Here is a 23,987-nt window from a genome sequence, read left to right on the forward strand (position 1 = left end):
GCAATCCGCGCGACTGTCCGCTATCATGCCCCCAATTCCGATACGCGAGATTGTCATGCGCCGTTTGCTCTGCCTGCTGCTTTTAGTGCTCGCCCTGCCGGCAAACGCCGCCGGGTTGCTGGAGAGTCGACCCAGTTCCACCTTGGGCTCGATCAACAACAGTGCCGACTTCCTGCCGGTGCGCGAGGCATTTCAACTGAGCCTGGTCGACAGCACGCCGCAATCGATCAAGCTGCGTTTTGTCGCCACCGAGGGTTACTACCTCTATCGGCACCGCTTTCAGTTTCGCGCCGAACCGGCCGAAGTTGGCCTTGGCACGGCGCAATTGCCCAAGGGCGAACAAAAGCACGATGAGTACTTTGGCGACGTCGAGGTCTATCACGGCGTGCTCGACGTCGAAGTGCCGCGCACCGATCCCCGCGCCTTCACGCTGGCCGTGACCTATCAGGGCTGCGCCGACAAAGGCCTGTGTTATCCGCCCGAAACCGAACGACTGAACATAGATGGCATTGGCGCAACGACGCTCGCCACGGCCCAGAGCTGGAGCTGGCGCGAGCTCGCCTTGTTCTTCCTTGCGGGTCTGGGCCTGACCTTCACCCCGTGCGTACTGCCGATGCTGCCGATCCTCTCCGGCGTGGTGTTGCGCGGCCAGATCGGTGGGTTGCGCGGTTTTAATCTGTCGCTCGCGTATGTATTGCCCATGGCCGCCTGCTTCGCCCTGCTGGGTGCGTTGATGGGAATGTTCGGCGCCCAGCTCAACCTTCAGGCGCGTCTGCAATCGGCGTGGGTGCTGGTGCCGTTCGCGATGTTTTTTGCGGTGTTTGCCCTCGCGATGTTTGGCGTGTTCGAACTCAAGCTGCCACATGCCATCAGCAGTCGCCTGGACCGGATCGCCGGGCGTACCGAAGGCGGTTCGTTATGGGGCGCCGCGGTCCTGGGCGTGGTGTCCAGCCTGCTGGTGTCGCCTTGCGTCTCGGCGCCGCTGGCCGGTGCATTGCTTTATATCAGCGCCAGCGGCGATGCACTGGGGGGAGGCTTGAAACTGTTCATGCTCGGCCTCGGCATGGGGGCGCCGTTGTTACTCGTGGCCACCGGCGGCGCAGCCTGGCTGCCGAAAAGCGGGCCGTGGCTGGTCTATGTAAAAAATGCCATTGGCGTGTTGTTGCTGGGATTGGCAATCGGGCTGGTCAGTCGCGTATTGCCGGGGCAAATCACCTTGCTGCTGATCGGTTTGCTGGCCGGTGGCGTCGGTTTGTTCATGGGCGCGCTGGAATTCGTCTACAAACCGCCACGAAAACGCCTCGGCCAACTGCTCGGGATGTTTCTGCTGTTTTACGCACTGGCCTGTTGGTTTGGGGCGTTCAGCGGGCAGACCGACCCGTTCAACCCGATTGGCCAACCGCGCATCATTGCCGGCACCGAACAGCCGCAAAACACCAGCGCCTGGCAAACCATCAGCACTCCGGCAGACCTGGATCGCGTCCTCGCCGAGGCCAAATCCGCCAACACCCCGCTGCTGCTCGACTGGTACGCCGACTGGTGCATCAGCTGCAAAGTCATCGAACGCGAAGTGCTCAACGACGCCACCGTCATCGAACGCCTGAAAGGCTATCGCCTCGTGCGTTTCGATATCACTGCCAGCAACGCCGAACAACGTGCCCTGCTCGATCGCTACAAACTGTTCGGCCCTCCGGCCCTGATGTTTTTCGGCAAGGACGGTGTCGAACGCGCCGATGTGCGAGTGATCGGCGAGATCAGCGCGACAGACTTCGCCGAACGTGTTGCGAAAGCAAATGACCGGATTTAACAGGCCGGTCACATATTTCGCGCAAACATCGGCCATCGTGCTGGCTTTTGCATAGAACTGGACAGTCACAAAGGCTTTGCGGCATAGTCGCCGGGTTCTGACAACTGCACACAGATAACAAGGAACAGCAGATGGCGACGCTATTGGTTCTGCACGGACCCAACCTGAACTTGCTCGGCACCCGCGAACCGGGCACCTATGGCGCTACGACACTGGCGCAGATCAACCAGGACCTGGAACGCCGTGCCCGTGAAGCCGGCCATCATCTGCTGTACCTGCAAAGCAACGCCGAGTACGAATTGATTGACCGCATCCACGCCGCAAAAGGCGAAGGTGTGGACTTCATTCTGATCAACCCAGCAGCTTTTACGCACACAAGTGTCGCATTACGTGACGCGCTGCTGGCGGTGAGCATCCCATTCATCGAAGTGCATTTGTCTAACGTGCACAAACGCGAACCTTTCCGCCATCACTCTTACTTCTCCGACGTAGCGGTGGGAGTGATCTGCGGCCTTGGCGCCAGCGGTTATCGACTGGCCCTGGAGGCCGCCCTGGAACAGCTTGAACAACAAGCTATACGCCCCTGACCGACCCTTGGGAGTTGATGATTCATGGATATCCGTAAAGTTAAGAAACTGATCGAACTGCTGGAAGAGTCCGGCATCGACGAGCTCGAGATCAAGGAAGGCGAAGAGTCCGTACGCATCAGCCGTCATAGCAAGACCCCGGCTCAGCAGTTCTACGCACCGGCTCCGATGCATGCACAGGCGCCTGCGCCAGTGGCTGCTGCTCCGGTTGCCGCTGCAGCGCCTGCGGCTCCCGTCGCGCCAGTGCTGAACGGCACCGTTGCCCGTTCGCCGATGGTCGGCACCTTCTATCGCAAATCTTCGCCAAGCTCGCCGTCCTTCGTTGAAGTCGGCCAGACCGTGAAGAAAGGCGACACTCTGTGCATCGTCGAAGCCATGAAGATGATGAACCACATCGAAGCTGAAACCAGCGGTGTGATCGAATCCATCCTCGTCGAAGACGGCCAGCCGGTTGAGTACGACCAACCGCTGTTCACCATCGTTTGAAACGCGGAGAAACTTTGATGACTGCGAAGTTGGAAAAAGTTCTGATCGCCAACCGCGGTGAGATTGCCCTGCGGATCCTGCGTGCCTGCAAAGAGATGGGCATCAAGACTGTCGCCGTTTACTCCAAGGCCGACAAAGAGCTGATGCACCTGGGCCTGGCAGACGAATCCGTCTGCATCGGTCCAGCCTCGGCCGCCCACTCTTACCTGCACATTCCGGCCATCATCGCCGCGGCCGAAGTGACCGGCGCCACCGCCATTCACCCAGGCTACGGTTTCCTTGCGGAAAACGCTGATTTCGCTGAACAGGTCGAGAACTCCGGCTTCGCGTTCATTGGCCCGAAAGCCGACACCATTCGCCTGATGGGCGACAAGGTATCGGCCAAGCACGCCATGATCGCTGCTGGCGTTCCAACCGTTCCGGGGTCCGACGGCCCGTTGCCTGAAGACGAAGAAACCGCTTTGCGCATCGGTCGCGAAGTCGGTTACCCGGTGATCATCAAAGCCGCTGGCGGCGGTGGTGGTCGCGGCATGCGCGTTGTGCATAAAGAAGAAGACCTGATCTCCTTCGCCAAACTGACCCGCACCGAAGCAGGCGCGGCGTTCGGTAACCCGATGGTCTATCTGGAAAAATTCCTGACTAACCCACGTCACGTGGAAGTCCAGGTGCTTTCCGACGGCCAGGGTCACGCCATCCATCTGGGCGACCGCGATTGCTCGCTGCAACGTCGTCACCAGAAGGTTCTCGAAGAAGCGCCGGCACCGGGCATCGATGAGAAGGCACGGGCTGAAGTCCTCGCACGCTGCGTCAAGGCTTGCATCGACATCAACTACCGTGGCGCGGGTACTTTCGAGTTCCTGTACGAGAACGGCGCGTTCTATTTCATCGAAATGAACACCCGCGTTCAGGTTGAGCACCCGGTTTCGGAAATGGTCACTGGCATCGACATCGTCAAGGAGATGCTCAGCATCGCCGCTGGCAACAAGCTGTCGTACACCCAGGAAGACGTGGTTATCCGCGGCCATGCCCTGGAATGCCGGATCAACGCCGAAGACCCGAAAACCTTCATGCCGAGCCCAGGCACGGTCAAGCATTTCCACGCTCCAGGCGGCAACGGCGTTCGCGTCGATTCGCACCTGTACAGCGGTTATGCCGTTCCGCCGAACTACGATTCGTTGATCGGCAAGCTGATCACCTACGGCGCAACCCGTGACGAAGCATTGGCGCGCATGCGCAATGCGCTGGACGAAATCGTTGTCGACGGGATCAAGACCAACATCCCGCTGCACCGCGACCTGGTCCGCGATGAAGGCTTCTGCAAAGGTGGTATCAACATCCACTACCTGGAACACAAGCTGGCTGGCGACAAGCATTAAGCTTTAGCCCGTCCAACAAAGCCGCCTTCGGGCGGCTTTGTTGTTTCTGGAGGTTACAACTCCTGCAGGAGCGAGGTTTGCCCGCAAACCATACGCCGAGATATTGCAGACTCACCGCGTCACCGCGTCACCGCGTCACCGCGTCATCGCGGGCAAGCCTCGCTCCTACAAACTGCATACCAGTGTCGGCCTTGTCGTCTTCTGCCGCGCGCTCGCGTAAACTTGCGCGCTTCTCGCAGCCCGCTAGGCTGCAATCAATATTTTTCAAAGGTGCCCGCCATGCCTTGGCTGCAAGTCCGTCTCGCCATCAGCCCAGAACAAGCCGAAACCTACGAAGACGCTTTCCTTGAAGTGGGCGCCGTGTCGGTGACGTTCATGGACGCCGAAGATCAGCCGATCTTCGAACCTGAACTCAACACCACGCCGCTATGGTCGCACACTCATCTGCTTGCCCTGTTCGAAGGCGGCACTGAAGCGGCCAGTGTGCTGGCTCATCTTGAGTTGCTGACCGGCAGCCCGCTGCCCGAGCATCACAGCGAAGTCATCGAAGACCAGGACTGGGAACGCAGCTGGATGGACGACTTCCAGCCAATGCGCTTCGGTCAACGCCTGTGGATCGTCCCAAGCTGGCACGCTGCCCCTGAACCCGACGCTGTGAACATTCTGCTCGACCCGGGCCTGGCGTTCGGCACCGGCACCCACCCGACCACTGCACTGTGCCTGGAATGGCTCGATGGTCAGGACCTCAAGGACTGCCACGTCCTCGACTTCGGTTGCGGCTCGGGGATTTTGGCGATTGCCGCCCTGCTGCTGGGCGCCAAGGAAGCCGTCGGCACCGACATCGACGTGCAGGCGCTGGAAGCTTCCCGCGACAACGCCGGGCGAAACAATATTGCCGACGCGCTCTTCCCGCTGTACCTGCCGGAAGATCTGCCACAGGTTCAAGCCGATGTGCTGGTGGCCAACATTCTGGCCGGACCGCTGGTGTCCCTGGCGCCGCAATTGTCCAGCCTGGTCAAGCCTGGCGGTCGTCTGGCGTTGTCGGGCATCCTCGCCGAGCAAGGCGAAGAAGTCGCCAAAGCCTACGCTCAAGACTTCGATCTGGACCCGATCGCCAATCGCGATGGCTGGGTGCGCATCACTGGCCGTCGGCGCTAGAATGAACGCCTGCATAAACCGGATCGCCGCATGACCGACAGCTTCGTCACCCAGTGCCCGCATTGCCAAACCAGCTTCCGCGTCAGCCATGCTCAATTGAGCGTGGCCCGTGGAGTGGTTCGTTGCGGCTCGTGCTTGCAGGTGTTCAACGCCGCCAAGCAGCTGCTTGAGCAACGGGGCGCCAAGGAAACTGTCCAACCGGTAGCCCCGGCCATTGTCGAACCGCCGGTACAGCGCGCCATCAGCCAAAAGCAATGGTCCGCCGCCGAAATGGATCTGGACAGCCTGGACCTGGACGAAGAACTCGCCCGGCTCGAACAGCGGGAAATCCAGCCCACCACGGAATTCGGCCAGCACCGCGAAAACGGTCTCAGTGCTCGCCGCGACTCTGTCGAGCACGACGATGAACCCTGGTCCGACAGCCTCTTCAGCGAATCGGCGGCCGATCGTGCCCAGGCGGTCGAAGCCGAACCACGGGAAACGCAGCCAGTACCGGGCAAGCACTCGCGCACCGAACCGTCGTTCTCGCTGGAACCGGTTGATCTGGACGACGAACCCCAGGTGCCGCAACTGCGCCTGAATGATCCGCTCGACACGCCCCTGCACCATGATCGCCTGTCGGCAACCGATGCACCTGACGACGACCTGCCCCCGATCGCCCCTCTGCGCAAGCGACACGAACGCAGCGAGTCGACCGAACGTGCCGACGCCCTGCAGGACCTGACCGACGACCCGCTGCAACTGGATTGGCAAAAACGTCGCTCCCCCTGGGGCCGACGGCTTTTCTGGCTGCTGCTGGTCCTGATCGGTGCCGGTGCTCTCGCCGGCCAATACATCGCTTACCACTTCGACGAACTGGCGCGCCAGGATCAATACCGTCCATGGTTCCAGCAACTGTGCCCGCAAGTCGGCTGCACGGTGCCATCGAAAGTTGATATCGCGAAAATCAAAAGCAGCAACCTGGTGGTCCGCAGTCACCCTGAGTTCAACGGTGCACTGGTGGTCGATGCGATCATTTACAACCGTGCGCCCTTCTCCCAGCCCTTCCCGCTGCTGGAACTGCGCTTCGCCGACCTTAACGGCCACCTGATCGCCAGCCGGCGCTTCAAACCCGGCGAGTACCTCAACGGCGACCTCGAAGGCCTGGCAGAGATGCCGCCGCAAACGCCGATCCACATCGCACTGGATATCCTCGATCCAGGCTCCAAAGCGGTGAATTACAGCCTGAGCTTTCATTCGCCCGAGTGAAACGCTTCAGTGTTACGGCATTGACGGCATATTTCTGACTTTGACCGCTCATACCAAACCGCTGGCGATAACAGAATTACTGTTCAGATTTTGTTCAATTCAGCCTTTATCCAGTCATCGAGAGCGGGTATCATGCCAACCCTTTTTCGAACTCTCATGATCCGGCCCCACAACAGGGAAGTCCTATGTCGGCGGTACGCATCGGTCCATATACATTGCACAACGGCTTGATCCTCGCCCCCATGGCGGGCGTCACCGACCAGCCCTTTCGTCAGCTGTGCAAGCGACTGGGCGCAGGGCTTGTAGTCTCGGAAATGGTCACCAGCGACATGAGCTTGTGGAACACCCGCAAATCGCGGATGCGCATGATCCACGAAGGTGATCCCGAGCCCCGCTCGGTCCAGATCGCCGGGGGTGATGCACAGATGCTGGCGGATGCGGCCCGGGCCAACGTCGAACTGGGCGCACAGATTATTGACATCAACATGGGCTGTCCGGCGAAGAAGGTCTGCAACAAGGCCGCCGGTTCCGCGCTGTTGAAGGATGAAGCATTGGTGACCGAGATCCTGCAAGCCGTCGTGGCTGCGGTTGATGTGCCGGTCACCTTGAAGATCCGCACCGGCTGGGACCGGGACAACAAGAACGGTCTGACGGTGGCGAAGATCGCCGAGCAAGCGGGCATTACGGCGTTGGCGGTTCATGGCCGCACCCGTGCCGACCTGTACACCGGTGAAGCCGAGTACGACACCATTGCCGCGATCAAGCAGGCGGTGTCGATGCCGGTCTTTGCCAACGGCGACATCGATTCACCCGAGAAGGCCCGGTACGTGCTCGATGCGACCGGTGCCGATGGCCTGCTGGTAGGCCGGGCCGCCCAGGGGCGGCCGTGGATTTTTCGTGAGATCGATCATTTCCTGCGTACCGGCGAAAAACTCCCGGCGCTGGAATTGATCGAGGTGGAACGCATTCTGCTAGAGCATCTGGCTGCACTGCACGTCTTCTATGGAGACGTGATGGGCGTCCGTATCGCTCGAAAGCATGTGGGCTGGTATCTCGCAACCTTGCCGGGCGCCAGGGAGTTTCGCGCCCACTTCAATCGTTTGGAAGATACGGAAGCACAATGCGCCAACGTTCAGGGCTTCTTCGCCGAACGTTACAAGAGCCTGACAGGGGACGGAGAAGGGGTGGCCGCATGACGATGATGACCGAGACTTTAGTGAGTGGAACAACACCCGTGAGCGACAACGTGAATTTGAAACAGCACCTCAATACGCCGAGCGAAGAAGGTCAGACCCTTCGCGGGAGTGTCGAGAAGGCGCTGCACAATTATTTCGCCCACCTTGAGGGCGCTGCCGTCACGGATGTGTACAACCTGGTGCTCTCCGAAGTCGAGGCGCCCCTGCTCGAGTGCGTGATGAACTACGTCAAGGGCAACCAGACCAAGGCCAGCGAGCTGCTCGGGTTGAACCGAGGCACGCTGCGCAAGAAACTCAAGCAGTACGACTTGCTGTAAGCATTCAATCAAACCAGAAAGGCGCCCGCGTAAAAACGGTCGCCTTTTTGCTGACTCCTTTGCTTTTGATGGAAATTGAAATGACCGACCAGACTACCCGCCTGCCGATCCGCCGCGCCTTGATCAGCGTTTCCGACAAGACCGGGATCCTCGAATTCGCCAAAGAGCTTGAAGCCCTGGGCGTCGAGATCCTCTCCACCGGCGGAACGTTCAAGCTGCTGCGCGACAACGGTGTTGCCGCAGTGGAAGTCGCGGACTACACCGGTTTCGCAGAAATGATGGACGGTCGGGTGAAAACCCTGCACCCGAAAATCCACGGCGGGATCCTCGGTCGTCGCGGTATCGACGACGCCATCATGAACGAGCACGGCATCAAGCCGATCGACCTGGTCGCGGTCAACCTGTACCCGTTCGAGGCCACCATCAACAAGCCAGGCTGCGACCTGCCGACCGCCATCGAGAACATCGACATCGGCGGTCCGACCATGGTCCGCTCGGCGGCAAAAAACCATAAAGACGTGGCCATCGTGGTCAATGCCAGCGACTACGCCAGCGTCCTTGAAAGCCTCAAGGCTGGCGGCCTGACCTACGCTCAGCGTTTCGACCTGATGCTCAAGGCCTTCGAACACACCGCGGCCTACGACGGCATGATCGCCAACTACATGGGCACCGTGAACCAGGCCGCTGACACCCTCTCGACCTCCGGTCGCAGCGAGTTCCCGCGCACCTTCAACAGCCAGTTCGTCAAGGCTCAGGAAATGCGCTACGGCGAGAACCCGCACCAGAGCGCGGCGTTCTACGTGGAAGCCAAGCCTGCCGAAGTCGGTATCGCCACCGCGACCCAACTGCAGGGCAAAGAGCTGTCGTACAACAACGTGGCCGACACCGACGCCGCGCTGGAATGCGTGAAGAGCTTCGTCAAGCCGGCTTGCGTGATCGTCAAGCACGCCAATCCGTGCGGCGTTGCGGTCAGCCCGGACGCAGAAGGCGGTATCCGTCAGGCTTACGAACTGGCTTACGCCACCGACACCGAGTCGGCGTTCGGCGGCATCATCGCCTTCAACCGCGAGCTGGATGCTGAAACCGCCAAGGCCATCGTCGAGCGTCAGTTCGTCGAAGTGATCATCGCCCCTAGCGTCAGCGAAGAAGCCCGCGCCATCGTGGCGGCCAAAGCCAATGTGCGCCTGCTGGCCTGCGGCGAGTGGTCGGCTGATCGCGCCGCTGCCTGGGACTACAAACGCGTCAACGGCGGTTTGCTGGTACAGAGCCGCGACATCGGCATGATCAGCGCCGACGACCTGAAAGTCGTGACCAAGCGTGCCCCGACCGAGCAGGAAATCAACGACCTGATCTTCGCCTGGAAAGTCGCCAAATACGTTAAATCCAACGCCATTGTCTACGCCAAGAACCGTCAGACCATCGGCGTCGGCGCTGGCCAGATGAGCCGCGTGAACTCCGCCCGTATCGCCGCGATCAAGGCTGAACATGCCGGTTTGCAGGTGGCAGGCTCGGTGATGGCCTCCGATGCGTTCTTCCCGTTCCGCGACGGCCTGGACAACGCGGCCAAGGTCGGTATCACCGCGGTGATCCAGCCGGGTGGCTCGATGCGTGATGCGGAAGTGATTGCCGCTGCTGATGAAGCTGGCATCGCCATGGTCTTCACCGGCATGCGCCACTTCCGTCACTGATTTTTCGCTCTTGTAGGAGCGAGGCTTGCCCGCGAAGGGCTCGCCACGGTGTATCAACAAGACCGAGGCGATCCCTTCGCGGGCAAGCCTCGCTCCTACAGGTTCGGTGGTGGCGGATGCCGCGTACCGTTAGCCAGGCAGCTCAGGCTGCCCCCACAGAATTAGCGTCATCCGAGGTTTTTGAAATGAATGTTTTGATCATTGGCAGCGGTGGCCGTGAACACGCCCTGGCCTGGAAAGTGGCTCAGGATCCGCGTGTGCAGAAAGTATTCGTTGCCCCGGGCAACGCCGGCACCGCCATTGAAGCCAAGTGCGAGAACGTCGCTATCGACGTGCTGGCCCTCGAGCAGCTTGCAGATTTCGCGGAGAAAAACGTTTCCCTCACCATCGTTGGCCCGGAAGTGCCGCTGGTCGCTGGCGTCGTCGACCTGTTCCGCTCCCGTGGCCTGGATTGCTTCGGCCCAACGGCCGGTGCGGCCCAGCTGGAAGGTTCGAAAGCCTTTACCAAGGACTTCCTGGCTCGCCACAAGATCCCGACCGCCGATTACCAGAACTTCACCGAGATCGAGCCGGCCCTGGCCTATCTGCGTGAAAAAGGTGCGCCGATTGTGATCAAGGCCGATGGCCTGGCCGCCGGTAAAGGCGTGATCGTTGCCATGACCCTGGCCGAAGCGGAAGACGCTGTGCGCGACATGCTCGCGGGCAACGCATTCGGTGACGCCGGCTCGCGCGTTGTGATCGAAGAGTTCCTGGACGGCGAAGAAGCCAGCTTCATCGTCATGGTCGACGGCAAGAACGTGCTGCCGATGGCCACCAGCCAGGACCACAAACGCGTCGGCGACGGCGACACCGGCCCGAACACCGGCGGCATGGGTGCCTACTCCCCTGCCCCGGTCGTGACCGCTGAAGTCCACAAGCGCGTCATGGACCTGGTGATCTGGCCGACCGTGCGCGGCATGGCCGATGAAGGCAACGTCTACACCGGTTTCCTGTATGCCGGCCTGATGATCGACAAGGCTGGTAACCCAAAAGTTATCGAGTTCAACTGCCGTTTCGGTGATCCTGAGACCCAACCGGTGATGCTGCGTTTGCAGTCGAGCCTGGTGTTGCTGGTCGAAGCGGCCCTGGCGCAAGCCTTGGACAAGGTCGAAGCGCAATGGGATCCACGTCCGAGCGTCGGCATCGTGCTGGCGGCTGGCGGCTATCCTGGCGACTACGCTAAAGGCGTCGCCATCAACGGCCTGGATGCAGCCGCCGCACTGGAAGGCAAAGTCTTCCACGCCGGCACTGCGCTCAAGGACGGTCAAGTGGTGACTGCCGGTGGTCGTGTGCTTTGCGCTACCGCCATGGGCGCCAGCGTTGATGCTGCCCAGCAACAGGCTTACAAACTGGCGGCAAAGATTGATTGGGAAGGCTGTTTCTATCGCAAGGACATTGGTTACCGTGCCATTGCCCGCGAACGTGGCGAAAATCAGGAATAAGCGATCCGTTCGGCAGGGCTTGTGCTTCAGGCCCTTGCCGGACTGTTCCGGCGCCGCGCATAGTTATAATCTGGCATCAACCTACGAAGGGATTTCGCCGTGCGCTGGCTCAGGATTGCCATAGGTTTCACTGTCACGCTGCTGACCTTGCTCTGCATGCTCCCGGCCCAAGCCGCGCAAGGCAGTGGCTGGGCGGTATTGCTTGACGAACAGGGCGACCTGCAGCTGAGCGACATCCGTTCCGCGCGCTACACCAATCAATTCAGCCCCATCGAACTTGACCGCCTCACCGCGGCCGAGCCCGAAGGTGCATTGTGGCTGCGCTTCCGGCTCGCACCCGGCAAGCACGAGCAATTGCTGCGAGTGTTCGCCCCCGACCTGTCGCGCCTCAATCTGTACGTGCTCGACGGCGACACGCTGATCGATCAATTGAACACCGGCACCGGGCAGCCCCAGGCTGACCGTCCCCTGCCCAGCAGCGAATTCATGTTGCCGCTGCCACAAAGCGACAAACCCCTCGACGTCTACCTGCGGCTGGTGTCCGAACACCAGTTACGGCCGTACATCACCCTGCAATCGGCGATCATGACCGCGGCCAATCAGAACCAGATGCTGATTTACGGCCTTCTGTTCGGTTGCCTCGGGATGCTGATCCTGCACAGCCTCGTCCGCTACGCCTATACGCGCTCGCGCAGCAGTCTCTGGCTGGCCGCATGCGAAGCACTGTTGATGCTCAGCCTGCTGCTGTTGCTGAATCTGGCGGGGCCCTGGCTGCCAAACTGGCACGCGGTGCAGACACCCGGCGCCTACCTCGCCCTGCTGCTGACGGCGCCGTGCGGCCTGATGTTCGCCTATCGTTTCTTTGCGCCACTCGGCCCGCACCCGCTGAACAAACTGCTGCTGGGTGACATTCTGTTCATCGTGATGTGCGGCTTGCTGCTGTTGTTCGTCAATACGCTGCCGCTGAACATCATGACCTACGCCCTGGTTGCCCTGGCAGGTCTGAGCATGTTGTTCGTCAGTGCCTATCACTGGCAAAAAGGTTATCGCCCGGCGCGCCTGTTCGTCGCGGCGATGGTCGTGTTCAACATTGGCACGCTGATCATGTTGCCGGCCCTGCTGGGGCTGACGCTGGTCGCGCCGCAGGGCTTGATCATGACGCTGCTGGGGTTTATCTGCATCAGCGGCGTGCTGATGAGCATTGCGTTGAGCGAACGTCAGCGCAGCATCACCGAAGATCGTTTCAGCGTCAGTCGCGATCTGGCGGCCAGCAATGCCGAGATCAACGCCAAGGCCGAGTTCCTGGCGAAGATCAGCCACGAAATCCGTACCCCGATGAACGGCGTACTGGGCATGACTGAACTGCTGCTGGGCACACCGTTGTCGGTCAAGCAGCGTGACTATGTGCAGACGATCCACAGCGCCGGCAACGAACTGCTGACCCTGATCAACGAGATACTCGACATCTCCAAGCTCGAGTCCGGGCAGATAGAACTGGACGACGTTCAATTCGATCTCAATGCCTTGATCGAAGACTGCCTGAGCATCTTCCGCGCCAAGGCCGAACAGCAGAACGTCGAGCTGATCAGTTTCATCCAGCCGCAAGTGCCACGCGTCATCAGCGGCGACCCGACGCGTCTGCGCCAGACCTTGCTGAGCCTGCTGGAAAACGCCCTGAAGAAAACCGACGAGGGCGAGATCCTGATCGTCGTCGCCCTTGACGAACGCAGCGCCCAACCGCGCCTGCGCATCGCCGTGCAAGACAGCGGCGTGCCGATGGAGGCCGAAGAACGCGACGCACTGATGCACGCCGAGCTGCACAGCAAACATTTCCTCTCGGCAACCAGCCTGGGCGGCAACCTGGGGCTAGTGATTGCCCGTCAGTTGATCCGCCTTATGCAGGGCGAATTCGGCATCAAGATTGGCGCCAACCAAGGCAGCACGTTGTGGCTGACCCTGCCGCTGGACCCTGATCGTCTCGAGCACCCGACCTCCGACCTCGACGGACCGCTGCAAGGTGCGCGTGTGCTGGTGGTGGACGATAACGACACGTGCCGCAAAGTGCTGGTGCAGCAATGCAGCGCCTGGGGCCTGAACGTCAGTGCCGTGCCGTCCGGTAAAGAGGCACTGGCATTGCTGCGCACCAAGGCTCACCTGCGCGATTATTTCGACGTGGTCCTGCTCGACCAGAACATGCCCGGCATGACCGGCATGCAACTGGCGGCCAAGATCAAGGAAGACCCGAGCCTGAACCACGACATTCTGCTGATCATGCTCACTGGCATCAGCAACGCGCCGAGCAAGATCATCGCGCGCAACTCAGGGATCAAACGCATCCTCGCCAAACCGGTGGCCGGCTACACCCTCAAGACCACCCTGGCGGATGAACTGAACCAGCGCAACAAGGGCCCGACCGTCTCGCCGTACCAGCCCTTCGGTCCGACGCTTCCGGTCAAGGTTCCGAGTGATTTCCGCATTCTGGTGGCTGAAGACAACAACATCTCGACCAAGGTGATTCGCGGCATGCTCGGCAAGCTCAACCTGCAACCTGACACCGCCAGCAATGGCGAAGAAGCCTTGCAGGCAATGAAAGCCCAGCGCTATGACCTGGTCCTGATGGACTGTGAAATGCCGATCCTCGATGGCTTCTCTGCCACCCAGCAGTTACGTGCCTGGGAAGTCGGCAACCAGCGGATTCGCACCCCGGTTGTGGCGTTGACCGCGCACATCCTCGCCGAGCACAAAGAGCGCGCGCGCCAGGCCGGCATGGACGGGCACATGGCCAAACCGGTCGAGCTGTCGCAACTGCGCGATCTGATCGAGCATTGGGTTGCCCAGCGTGATCAGCAGAATCGCACGACCTCCACGCTCCAGGCAGGCGTGTAGGGCAATTAACTCCGGCATGACTCAATCTGCTGCGCAGATTTCCATGGTCGAAGCATCATCGGTCAACGTCAACATCGCGACGTTGTCCTGATACCTGTCCCTGATCTTCAAGGCAATGGCGTCGCGCACGGGGCCGTAGAGGATTCCGGACAAGTCAGCACTGGCGTAGCGCATGCAAACGCTGCCTTGTACATCCTCGGCCAGATGTCGCTGGGCCAGCGGATTGGCACTGATGATCTGGCGGGTCTTAAGCTCGATGTACACACTTGTGAGCCATGTCGGCGTCTGCGCTATAACCACCAGCAAACGCACAGCCTTTGCGGGCGCAAGAACATCACCCGACTCGTCCGTGGATATTTTCTGCATGTGATCGCGCAGCAAACCCATTGCGGGCTCGTTGCCGGACAACCTTGCCAGCCGCTGCACTGTTGCCGCCGTAGCGCCTCCTTTATCCACAGCACCTTGTGAAATCGCTGCAATGACCCAGTCGCTGACAGACTCGACACTGTCCTGGGTAATCAGCCATTCCTGTCGCGCTCTTGTACGTCGCAGCCAGTAGTCATCCAGAAATTCCACATAAGCGTTGTACCAGTCGACATCCGGGGCTTTTTCAATCTTCTTATTGGCAATCAATTGCGCCAGCAACACGGAATCGACCAGATCCTTATAGTGCGCCGCCCCATCCGCAGCCGGAATAATCACGACACAAGCGCCAACGATCAACACAGAATATTCGCAACTCATATCAACTCCCTCGACAATAAAAAAGGCAGCCGACAACCGGCTGCCGATTTAGATCAGTTAGATATCAATGTCTACGATCTGGTCTTTATGTGGGACAAGTTTGCTCTTGATGGACTCACGGACTGCATCAGCGACCAATGTATTTTTGGCAAATACCGTTTCGCCGCGATACAAGTTCACATTTCGGATATCCACATCCGTAAACATTACTTGGGTGGAGCTGTTCTTGCGAAGAAAACGCACTGCACCCACAGCCATGATTGCCTCACCCTCGACTTCGACACACGCACCTGCCGAGATTCCCCCGACGCCATTTTCCAGCAGATTTCGCTCATAAACAGTCAGGGCAGCCGTGTCACGCTTTTGCAGGGCCGCGATCGCATCACCCGCCACCTTGAGCATCAACGCAGTCGTCGGACCAGGCAATGCAACGCCGGCAACCACCGCACCGAGAATCTCCAGCACCAGTTTGTCCATGCGGACGCTGGTGCCGCTGACGTGCAGATCGCTGTAGTACTTGCTGACAGGCGTCCAGCCTGCGAGGGTCATGACTTCCCGGAACCTCAAGTACCACTCTTTGCCCTGATGTTCTTCAGGGTATAGTTTGTTCGCTGCACGGGATGCAAAGAGAAAGGCGTTTTGAGCGTCCGACTTGTTTTCAGCACTGAGCTTGCCAGAAAAGCCCAACGTGCCTTCACCCACAACGGAGCCTTTCGACGGTGCTTCGATCTCGTCGCCCACAACCATAAGACCACGAGGGCGGATAACGATCTGCTCGTCGATATCACACGCTTCAATCGCTTCAATACAGGCAGCAACATAACTTTCACGAATAGCTTGATTATACACAATGAATTCCTTATAAAAATACCAGGCAAGTTCCTCATGAACTTGCGATAAAACAATAACCAAACAAACGAACAACGACAAACTAAAACCTGTAACACCATATCCATTCAATAAACATAAGTTACAACAACACCTAAGCAACTAACAAAAGCGCCCAACCGCAAAATTAACTGACGCGCCTGTCACAACTCACACCCACAAGCAATTAACTGACTGATAGACTCCTCGTCATCCTCACTCCTGATGCGAGCCGAAACCATGCTCCACGTGTTATTCAGCGTTTACCTGAAGATGCTGGTGCTCTACAGCCCGTTCTTCGTGTTGTCCTGCTTCATCAGCCTGACCCGCGGTTATTCACGCAAGGAACAACGTCGACTGGCCTGGAAAGTGGCCACCGCCACGCTGGTGTCCAGCGTCTTGCTGTACTTGTTCGGACGGGTGATTTTCAGTGTCTTCGGCATCACCGTGGACGCGTTCCGCATCGGCGCCGGCAGCGTGCTGTTTATCTCGGCACTGGGCATGGCCCAAGGCAAGTCGGCGGTGCAGACCGACAATGTGCAGCAGGACGTGACGATCGTCCCGCTGACGATTCCATTGACGGTCGGCCCCGGCACCATCGGTGCCTTGTTAGTTATGGGCGTGAGCCAGCCACATTGGGACGACAAACTCACGGCCATTCTCAGCATTGCCCTGGCCAGCTTTACGGTTGGCGTGGTCCTTTATTTGTCCAGCCGCATCGAACGGATTCTCGGTGACCAGGGCTTGCAGATTGTCAGCCGGCTGATGGGATTGTTTGTGTGCGCGCTGGCGGCACAGATTATCTTCACGGGCGTAAAAGGTTACCTGGTGCCCTGACCAGCCAGGGAGCGCAACGTTGTGAATTGACAACGTTGCGAAACGTTCGGAACCCGGATCTCCACCCTCGGTTTTTTAGACCGAGCTCAACTTCTCGACGAGCACTTTTAACTCAAGGCTGCTTTCCCCAAGATCGAACACCGTTTGCCACAGTTCATGGACGCTGACCTCAAGCGTATTGCCAAGAACTTGTGCACTCAGGTTCAGCGACTGGGCCAATGCCCACTCTTCAGATTGTGCCGAACGAAAAACCAGGCTGCTGCCGTTGTCGGGGTCGGTGAGCAGCAGATGGTTGTCTGCCCGATCGACACGCCAGTCATCCTGCGCTCCGGTCGCCAGAATCAGCCGCGAGGGTATGGCGTCAATGTCCGGCCAGTCAGTGCAATCGACCACGATGCAATCGAGGTGCTGCCAGGCGGTCTCCGACACGTGGTAAATCGACCCCGTTTCAGCGCCTCCCAGAATCAATGAACTGACACCGTCGGGCACCAGAGCCAGCAGGTCTTTTACCTCTCCCGCGATCTCCAGCGTCATGACATCCCCCTCTCGACTGGCCTTGTTCGCCGCCACCCACACAACCTCTTTTGTATTGCGGTTGAAGATCACGCCGTCCACCGGATCAAACAACAGCGGAACACTCCCTTGTTTCGTCCCGAGGAAGTTTGCCCACTGCCCATCCGCTCTGCCGTTAACCTCAAAGACACGATTGAGTTCGGGTACGTAATACGCGTAGCGGTTGGTCGAGTGGCCAATCGGCAAAAAAGGCGCATGAGCCTGACCGGACACTAAATCGTTCAGGCGTTTTGTCAGCGCTTCAGGCGACTCCCTGTAACGATAAGACCAGGCGTTCTCGACACTGATGATTCGGGCCGGCTCACCTTCAATCAGTTCGAAATTGACCCCGTCCCGAGTGCGGCCCCGCAAACCGGTGCCGTAAGGCAGCACTTCAGAAAATGCCCAGGCTCCCCAGACCTTTTCTGGTCGTGGCAGCGCGTCGGCATTGATCAGCCGCCTGCCACTGCCGAACGCGCGGCTCAGCTGCTCAGGCTCGATAAACGCCTGACGATAAAGGTGGCCGCTGCTCAGGCCAAGTAACCAGGCGTGCTTGCCATCACGAGTGACGGACAACAGACGGCAACCTTTTTCAGCCATCAGGTCGGTTACCAACAGCTTGTTGTTCAGGTAGCGCGCGTAGACAGGCACCTGGCCGGTGACGTCCGATAATCCGGAAAGCGAAATCAGCGAAACCGCATGCTCCTTGCCAAGGGCCTCCAGATCGCTCATCCACAATGGATGGGCATCCAGCCAATCCCCCGTCACGCCGCTAAGGAAAAAGCTCGCGTCCTGACGAACGTCAAACATCAGCCCGGACTCATTGACGACCAGGTACCCGCCGTCGCTGATCCTGAGCTTGACGCTGCCTGGCAATGGCACCCGTTGTGCCTCATCGCCGGTAAAGGGTTGGTGATAGAGGTTTTGACTGTGTGCGTCGTGAAACAGGAACGCTGCAGCATCAGGATCATTCGGTGGCAGCAAGCTTATCTGGGGCAGCGCCGAGGCGGTTTCGCTGACGGGCAAGTGCGGCGTCAGGAGCTGGTGGCTCTGCCCGTTGATCCATCTCGGCAGCGACGGCTTGTCGAGGTCTCCGGACGTTACCGTCACAAAGGACGCAGGCCTCCAGGACGTTTGCCGTTCGGCGTCGGCGCCTTCAGTAACAACCGCAATATCAACTTGCTGTAACAGGGCAATGACGTCCTTCAAGGTATCGAAATAGTCAGGTGGTTCGCTCGATACCGAAACCAACGAGATTTCCTCGCCGTGAATCAGATAAATCACCACGTAACGCTGGGTCTTGCTCAGGCGTACCCGCTGAGTGACTTGAACAACGCCAGCGCCCCGATCAAGGCAGCCAATGATCTGCGCCTCTTCACTTCCACGATTGAAAACGCTGTAGCGCCAAGTAGTCAAACCTGTGACGGCATTGACGCGCCATATCAGGGGTTGATCCGGGTGATAGAAGTAAGCGTGATCGTCTTGCACTGCCGCCAGTTGAAGTTTCTCGCTGACCGGACCCAGGAATTGACGGCCATAAACGAACCGTTCCTTTGCCACTTCGTACCAACCGGCGGTGTATTGCGGCTTTTCTGGATTGCCAAAAGGCAGCAGAAACTTGCCCGCAGGAATTAAGGCATTACCCATGCGCTGCTGCCGGTGAAGCACCTTCAAACGGTCAAGCTCCGCCTGCGAGTAATGTCCGTCGGCCGCTTGAAGTGACGCCAGGTACAGTTGCCGATGTTCGCGGTCAACACGGTAGGTTTCGAGGTTCTTTGTTCGAACATATACGTCGATGTCGGCCTCGATGCTCAGCTCGATACCGTCGATGTTCAACCCCGCCGCGCCGACACTGATGTGTTGTGGCGTGATCCAGTCGGCGCTCAACACCCAGCTCACGCTTCCGTCACCGGGAAGTGCGCTGAGATGGACCGACACGAGTCCAGGTTTAAGTGCGAGGGAGTAAGCCCCCCTCAGCGTGTCGATGCGGTAAGAAACCCTGCCCCGCATCTCTCGCGGTAATTCAGGAACGTACAGCGCCCGGGTTTCATTTCCAACGCGCACGGTAATGCTCGTGGACTCATAGACAGGATTGAGTTTGTACAGGATGTGCGGGAAAGGTCTGGCGTGGGTGAAGAAAAAACCTTCCTCCCTGGCTTCAAGTTCACGCAACACGTCATATTGCGGATACATCTTACGAGGCAGGAAGCTCGAGCCGCCGACAACGTTCAGGAGCAGGTTGCTCCACTCAAAGACCTGCGGATCGGAACCCAGTTGATATTCGTAGCCGTAATAACATTTTGGAGTACCCGGAAGCAGCAAGGCCGATTCTGCCGGCACAGCGTTAAATCGACCATGAACACGCGGGCCAGGAATCGCGACCTGTTTTGGCAGCCCCATGCTTTCTCGAACGACAATAGCGTTCTGTTTGTTCCCATCGGGCCGTGGGAGCCCCGAGCCACCCAGCGAGCGAAAGAGCCCCTGGCTGCCGAACACGATGACCCCTTCGCGAAGATCAAGCGTGTCCACCACCGACTCGGGCATGATCGATACGACCCCTTGCTTGACCGAGAAAGCCTGCGGGCTGTACGCCGTTTTGAACCGGGTAAACAATTCGGCAACTTTCTCTGCCTTGTCCATGATTTGCCCGAGATTGCCGGCAATCGCCGTGACGCCGATTCCGATGCCAAGCAATGGTACCGACAGAAAACCTGCGACCGCACCCGCCGTCCCGCCGACTACCAGCGCAACGCCGTCGAGCACAAGCGCACTGACATCGAACAGCAGTTGAGTGCCGAAACGCGCTTGCTGCTCGTGGTTTTCGGCGTTGTAGAACTCGTAAATATCAAAACCGATATTGACCACGCCCAATACCTGCCCCAACCCCGGGCCAGCGATTCGCGCCAGGAGTCGCCCGCCCGCCGAAGCGGTCCTGACCGCTATCGCTCGCTCGGCGTTCACCAGCTGTCGAACCAGGTTCGCCATTTGCAGCGTGTCGAGGCCGATACCGTGGACTAACTGTGCATGGCCCAGGTAGCCATGAAGGCGAACGGCGACGGCCAGGTTCGATTCTGTTCCAGGCTGCGCCAGTTGATCGCGGTTTCGAAGTTCGGTGATCAACGCCTGGAAACCAAACGCAAAACTCAGCCGGCTCCCCTCGGAAACATCCGTTGGATCAACAGGTTTATGTCCATCGTTGCTGCCGGCCAGGTACTCGATACTCGTGTCCAGGAACGACTTGATTCGCCCGAGAAACGGTTCGTTGGTTTTCACCACGCGGATCTGTTGCGTTTTGATGTCCATGAACGACAGTGCGTAACCGTCATCCGGTTGAGCCTGCAGGGTTGCGAACACGGGGACGTACTCGCTCCCGAGTCCGTTCGCCGATCTCACCCGGTTTGTCACCTGATCGATTTTGCTCGCCCAGACGCTGGCATCCCGTTCGGAAAGACCCCGTCCCAATCGCGCATTTTCAGACAGCGCGCGTGAGCGTAATTGGGCGTGATGGGACCAGGGTGCGATGCTTTTTCCTGAGCTCAAGGATTCATTGCCCAACAGCTTCGACACTGGCAGTTCCGAGGGTAAGTGCTTGCTGGCGAGGCGAGCGCCGTCCAGCTCGATCACATTGAAGGGCGAGCGATCCGTCGACTCGATCGCATACTGCCTGGCCAGGTCGGACGTGTTGAACAGGGCCTTCATCCCAAGCTTGAGGTGGTCTATCCGATCGAAACCAAAGACACCGAAATTGGGGTCGTAGAAAGACCAGCTACTGTGTTCGGCCGTCCCGGTCCTGGCCACCATCATTGAATGGTTTTCGGTATTGAGCATCAACGTGCAAGGTGCAGGTTTAGCCGCCAACACCTCAAAGATGCCATCGAAACTCAACGGGCCGAGCTTGTCGCCAAAATCAGCCTGGGGTATGGCGCGCAATTCGTCGAGCGCCTGAAGAAATACATGGGTATCACTTTCACCGGGCGAGAAATGCGCATTGGCCAGTCTGCCGCTGAGTGCCTGTACCGCATCGCGGCCCTGATGAGTCGCCGCCGCCATCAGCAGCGCCAGTGGATAACAGCGTCTTCCGGGGTCGCCATCGCCCCTGACCAGCAACCCCTGAGGCATTAACTTGGCCATTGACGCGCCCGCCTCCAGGAGCGTTTTACGCACCGAGGCACTGCGCTGGAGAATGTATCGGCGTAGCTCGTAGTCCGTCTGGTGCCTGATGCGAGCCACGCTCTCGCCCCATTGACGAAGCGTCAACGAATTCTCGAATGAAAGAATCTTGAGTACCTGAGCGCTCTCCGTGGAGGGGTCAACTGGCGTTTTGACGGCGGCAAACGCCGTTTCGAACTCGGGACTTTTGAGCGAAAGCAACACCTGCTCGATAGACATGTAACGCTCGGATATACCCCGGTCGGCCGTACTTTCCGCGAGCGCGCCGAGTTGCTGCCAGGCGTCGGCGAAACCGGTTTCGTCCAGCGTCGATGCGCCGAAAAGGCCACCGAGCACCACCCGATGTACCGGACTCAACTGATCGAGCGGCAGAGTCCCATGACCGATGCGAACGATCATTTCATTCAGATTGCCAATCGGATAGAAACCATGGGAAACCGGTAGCTCGGCTACAGGCTGGTTCAGAATCCTTTGCCGGTCATCAAAGTCCAGGGAAAAAGGTTTAGCGAAATTCAACTCACCGCTGAGCTTTTCGTTCATCGCACGGATGAAGGGCTCCCCTAACTCATCCATCCAGCGCTGCAGGATGGCGGTCAACAAAACCGGGCGCCCTTCCATGATCGGCCAGCCTTTTTCGAAGCTGATGGTGCTCCCTTTCAACAGCTCGGAAAAAGTCCCCTGATAGCGTGTTTGTAATTTGCCGTCGGCCCAGTTTGCTTGTTCTTTTTGCAGCCATTCTTGCGGTGTAGCGTTGATCGTCCAGCCAGAAACCTTCTCTTCTTCGGTGGCCACGTTGTAGCCATCCGACAATTTCAATCGGTCTCGTATTTCGTTTTTCCCATCAAACAGGAGATGCTTTTCCACATACTCCTCAAGCCCTGTAATCGCGGCCCCAGGCCCGGTCAAATCAATGGTCCCACGGGATTCATAACGAATACCGTCACTGTAGTAAGCGCCAATGGCGCTAACCAGCTTGCCTAAATACCCTCGGCGCGTTTTCGACAGTCCAGGCACCTCGGCAATCTTTTCATTCACCATCGCCACGAGAATATCTTGTACGGCTGCACTGTCGCTCCAGTCCACAGCCGTCGCGTTCAATCGAGACTCAAACTCTGACAGGAAGTCGTAGTTGAACCTGATCAACTCGATAATCGCCTGGGTCGAGCCAGCGCCGGCATGCGCAACGATATGAGAGTTCATTTCACTGTTGATCTGGATGGCCATGCGAATACCGTCCGTGGGCGTTTGACTATTCCCCGGCGCAGAAAATATGTCGGAGGGCCCCGGACGCTGCAGTGCAAACTCGTTTAATGCTGTCCTGTGCTGTTCAGGAATACTCATTGTGCGGTCAGGGTATCGACTGGGGTCGCGCCCTGGCATCAGCGATTCGTTGTTATTGAGCAGGAGTTGTAATACGCCAATTCGCGCACTTTCATCGAACGCCGTAATATCGACTCCGCCCAATACGTTTTTCAGTTGCGGCAAGTAATCCACATCACTGTAGCGACCGCCCTCCAGTGCTTCGACCTGCAGGCGAACCACATCGCTGGCCGCAGCAAAGTTGCCTCGCCCTGCCACTTCGCGCTCATAGACATCCCATAACGAGTGTTCTTTGAAGACCTCACGCACGTCGCGTAACCGCAGATGTTGATCAACCATGGCCAAGTGGCTGTCCAGGCATTTTTGTCTGAACGCAATGAGGGTGGCTTCGTCCTTGCCATAGGCGCGAACCATCAGATCAATACGCGCTTCATCCGCCTTTCCGGCCCAGCGCTCCTGCCTGAGGTGAGCCGACATTTGCATTTTCAGCACCCGGGCTCGATGTTCGATCATCCGGGCCAGCTCCACAGGCGTGGCGATAGTGGCTCCCCCTGACTCCATGGCATGCGCCCTGGCACTTTCCAGGATCACTCGATTCATCTCGAAGGCCAGTACTGCATCACTGTCGTACCAGAGGTTGAACGTATGGCCTTCCTTGACCATGACCGCCTTCCATATATTGATGTAGTCTCGCTGAATAGCGCCAACCGCGCTCCCGCCGACCCAAACGAAGTGCATTATTTTCGGCACTTCGGGCGCAACCGGATTCAACATTCGCACGGTCTGGACCAACCGGTTTGTATAGTTTTCAAGCCGCGCAGAGAGGTCGGCCAACGCGGCGGAAATCGGTCCGGCGCGCTGGCCAATCAGTGAGTCGAGCGTCTCTTTGAGCAATAACAATGGCGCCATCTGGTCAGCCCATGGCTGATCTTTTGCGCACGCTGAGTAATAGCCAACCAGCGCTTCATATTCCGGCGCGGCGCGAAACTCGTTCGAGAGTGCTTGAATATCATCGAGTCTGAAATACTGAAGAAACGACTTACCCGCCGTGTTTGATCCCTGATATTGATTCATCACATCCATGCCCTTATAACAAACTTGAAATACACGTAGCCCACAGCGTCGCGCACACTCCATCCGTCGATGTTTGCGAACCTGAACTGATATTTAAAACCAGCGCCGAAAGCACTGGCATTGCTAATACGCTAACCACTGAAACAGCAGGCAAAAAACTGCCCAAGCTGCCCACCCAAAAAATACTATGCGA

Annotated in this window: 15 protein-coding genes; 12 read left to right on the plus strand and 3 right to left on the minus strand. The window is 58.6% G+C overall.

Annotation, left to right across the window (positions count from 1 at the left end):
- Nucleotides 1-55: 55 nt before the first annotated feature.
- The 11 genes from AB4N91_RS23645 to AB4N91_RS23695 all read left to right on the plus strand — a co-directional run bounded on the left by AB4N91_RS23645 (nucleotide 56) and on the right by AB4N91_RS23695 (nucleotide 14,230).
- Nucleotides 56-1,807 carry a protein-disulfide reductase DsbD gene (locus AB4N91_RS23645; RefSeq protein ID WP_460111820.1) on the plus strand — a complete coding sequence of 584 codons (1,752 nt, stop codon included), beginning with the start codon at nucleotides 56-58 and terminating at the stop codon, nucleotides 1,805-1,807.
- Nucleotides 1,808-1,938: 131 nt separating this feature from the next.
- Nucleotides 1,939-2,394 (plus strand): type II 3-dehydroquinate dehydratase, encoded by a 456-nt coding sequence (gene aroQ, locus AB4N91_RS23650; protein WP_010463880.1) that lies wholly within the window; start codon nucleotides 1,939-1,941, stop codon nucleotides 2,392-2,394.
- A 24-nt stretch (nucleotides 2,395-2,418) separates the two neighbouring features.
- On the plus strand, nucleotides 2,419-2,880 hold the full coding sequence (gene accB / locus AB4N91_RS23655) for an acetyl-CoA carboxylase biotin carboxyl carrier protein (RefSeq protein WP_010463882.1): 462 nt from the start codon (nucleotides 2,419-2,421) through the stop codon (nucleotides 2,878-2,880).
- A gap of 17 nt (nucleotides 2,881-2,897) precedes the next feature.
- Nucleotides 2,898-4,256 carry an acetyl-CoA carboxylase biotin carboxylase subunit gene (gene accC, locus AB4N91_RS23660; protein WP_010463885.1) on the plus strand — a complete coding sequence of 453 codons (1,359 nt, stop codon included), beginning with the start codon at nucleotides 2,898-2,900 and terminating at the stop codon, nucleotides 4,254-4,256.
- A gap of 279 nt (nucleotides 4,257-4,535) precedes the next feature.
- Complete coding sequence (gene prmA, locus AB4N91_RS23665) at nucleotides 4,536-5,414, plus strand: 50S ribosomal protein L11 methyltransferase (RefSeq protein ID WP_010463886.1); 879 nt, start codon at nucleotides 4,536-4,538, stop codon at nucleotides 5,412-5,414.
- A 30-nt stretch (nucleotides 5,415-5,444) separates the two neighbouring features.
- On the plus strand, nucleotides 5,445-6,662 hold the full coding sequence (locus AB4N91_RS23670; protein ID WP_282410974.1) for a DUF3426 domain-containing protein: 1,218 nt from the start codon (nucleotides 5,445-5,447) through the stop codon (nucleotides 6,660-6,662).
- 185 nt (nucleotides 6,663-6,847) lie between these two features.
- Nucleotides 6,848-7,858, plus strand: coding sequence for a tRNA dihydrouridine synthase DusB (gene dusB / locus AB4N91_RS23675; protein ID WP_010463890.1), 1,011 nt, complete (start codon nucleotides 6,848-6,850; stop codon nucleotides 7,856-7,858).
- The gene (fis, locus tag AB4N91_RS23680) at nucleotides 7,855-8,175 is read left to right on the plus strand and encodes a DNA-binding transcriptional regulator Fis (protein WP_007907419.1); all 321 of its coding nucleotides are present in this window, start codon (nucleotides 7,855-7,857) and stop codon (nucleotides 8,173-8,175) included. The genes dusB and fis overlap by 4 nt, the downstream gene beginning before the upstream one ends.
- A gap of 80 nt (nucleotides 8,176-8,255) precedes the next feature.
- Nucleotides 8,256-9,863 carry a bifunctional phosphoribosylaminoimidazolecarboxamide formyltransferase/IMP cyclohydrolase gene (gene purH, locus AB4N91_RS23685; protein WP_010463895.1) on the plus strand — a complete coding sequence of 536 codons (1,608 nt, stop codon included), beginning with the start codon at nucleotides 8,256-8,258 and terminating at the stop codon, nucleotides 9,861-9,863.
- Between the two features lie 185 nt (nucleotides 9,864-10,048).
- Nucleotides 10,049-11,344 carry a phosphoribosylamine--glycine ligase gene (gene purD, locus AB4N91_RS23690; RefSeq protein WP_083375139.1) on the plus strand — a complete coding sequence of 432 codons (1,296 nt, stop codon included), beginning with the start codon at nucleotides 10,049-10,051 and terminating at the stop codon, nucleotides 11,342-11,344.
- Between the two features lie 99 nt (nucleotides 11,345-11,443).
- Complete coding sequence (locus AB4N91_RS23695) at nucleotides 11,444-14,230, plus strand: hybrid sensor histidine kinase/response regulator (RefSeq protein WP_460111821.1); 2,787 nt, start codon at nucleotides 11,444-11,446, stop codon at nucleotides 14,228-14,230.
- A gap of 21 nt (nucleotides 14,231-14,251) precedes the next feature.
- On the opposite strand, the gene AB4N91_RS23700 is transcribed toward AB4N91_RS23695, so the two are convergent.
- Entirely contained in the window at nucleotides 14,252-14,974 is a 723-nt protein-coding gene (locus tag AB4N91_RS23700; protein WP_460111822.1) for a hypothetical protein, read from the minus strand.
- 57 nt (nucleotides 14,975-15,031) lie between these two features.
- Nucleotides 15,032-15,823 (minus strand): hypothetical protein, encoded by a 792-nt coding sequence (locus tag AB4N91_RS23705; protein WP_458369495.1) that lies wholly within the window; start codon nucleotides 15,821-15,823, stop codon nucleotides 15,032-15,034.
- Nucleotides 15,824-16,081: 258 nt separating this feature from the next.
- Between AB4N91_RS23705 and AB4N91_RS23710 the strand changes: the two genes are divergently transcribed.
- Nucleotides 16,082-16,678 (plus strand): MarC family protein, encoded by a 597-nt coding sequence (locus tag AB4N91_RS23710; RefSeq protein WP_010463905.1) that lies wholly within the window; start codon nucleotides 16,082-16,084, stop codon nucleotides 16,676-16,678.
- A 75-nt stretch (nucleotides 16,679-16,753) separates the two neighbouring features.
- On the opposite strand, the gene AB4N91_RS23715 is transcribed toward AB4N91_RS23710, so the two are convergent.
- Nucleotides 16,754-23,794, minus strand: a complete 7,041-nt coding sequence (locus AB4N91_RS23715; protein ID WP_460111823.1) for a TcdA/TcdB pore-forming domain-containing protein — start codon at nucleotides 23,792-23,794, stop codon at nucleotides 16,754-16,756.
- Between the last annotated feature and the right edge of the window lie 193 nt (nucleotides 23,795-23,987).

It is taken from the genome of Pseudomonas sp. H3_D04 (genome assembly GCF_054669175.1).

Bases quoted from the DNA above. Each gene is read 5' to 3' on its own strand.
- AB4N91_RS23645 (WP_460111820.1), top strand. From the start codon at position 56: ATGCGCCGTTTGCTCTGCCTGCTGCTTTTAGTGCTCGCCCTGCCGGCA.
- aroQ (WP_010463880.1), top strand. From the start codon at position 1,939: ATGGCGACGCTATTGGTTCTGCACGGACCCAACCTGAACTTGCTCGGC.
- accB (WP_010463882.1), top strand. From the start codon at position 2,419: ATGGATATCCGTAAAGTTAAGAAACTGATCGAACTGCTGGAAGAGTCC.
- accC (WP_010463885.1), top strand. From the start codon at position 2,898: ATGACTGCGAAGTTGGAAAAAGTTCTGATCGCCAACCGCGGTGAGATT.
- prmA (WP_010463886.1), top strand. From the start codon at position 4,536: ATGCCTTGGCTGCAAGTCCGTCTCGCCATCAGCCCAGAACAAGCCGAA.
- AB4N91_RS23670 (WP_282410974.1), top strand. From the start codon at position 5,445: ATGACCGACAGCTTCGTCACCCAGTGCCCGCATTGCCAAACCAGCTTC.
- dusB (WP_010463890.1), top strand. From the start codon at position 6,848: ATGTCGGCGGTACGCATCGGTCCATATACATTGCACAACGGCTTGATC.
- fis (WP_007907419.1), top strand. From the start codon at position 7,855: ATGACGATGATGACCGAGACTTTAGTGAGTGGAACAACACCCGTGAGC.
- purH (WP_010463895.1), top strand. From the start codon at position 8,256: ATGACCGACCAGACTACCCGCCTGCCGATCCGCCGCGCCTTGATCAGC.
- purD (WP_083375139.1), top strand. From the start codon at position 10,049: ATGAATGTTTTGATCATTGGCAGCGGTGGCCGTGAACACGCCCTGGCC.
- AB4N91_RS23700 (WP_460111822.1), bottom strand. From the start codon at position 14,974: ATGAGTTGCGAATATTCTGTGTTGATCGTTGGCGCTTGTGTCGTGATT.
- AB4N91_RS23710 (WP_010463905.1), top strand. From the start codon at position 16,082: ATGCTCCACGTGTTATTCAGCGTTTACCTGAAGATGCTGGTGCTCTAC.
- AB4N91_RS23715 (WP_460111823.1), bottom strand. From the start codon at position 23,794: ATGAATCAATATCAGGGATCAAACACGGCGGGTAAGTCGTTTCTTCAG.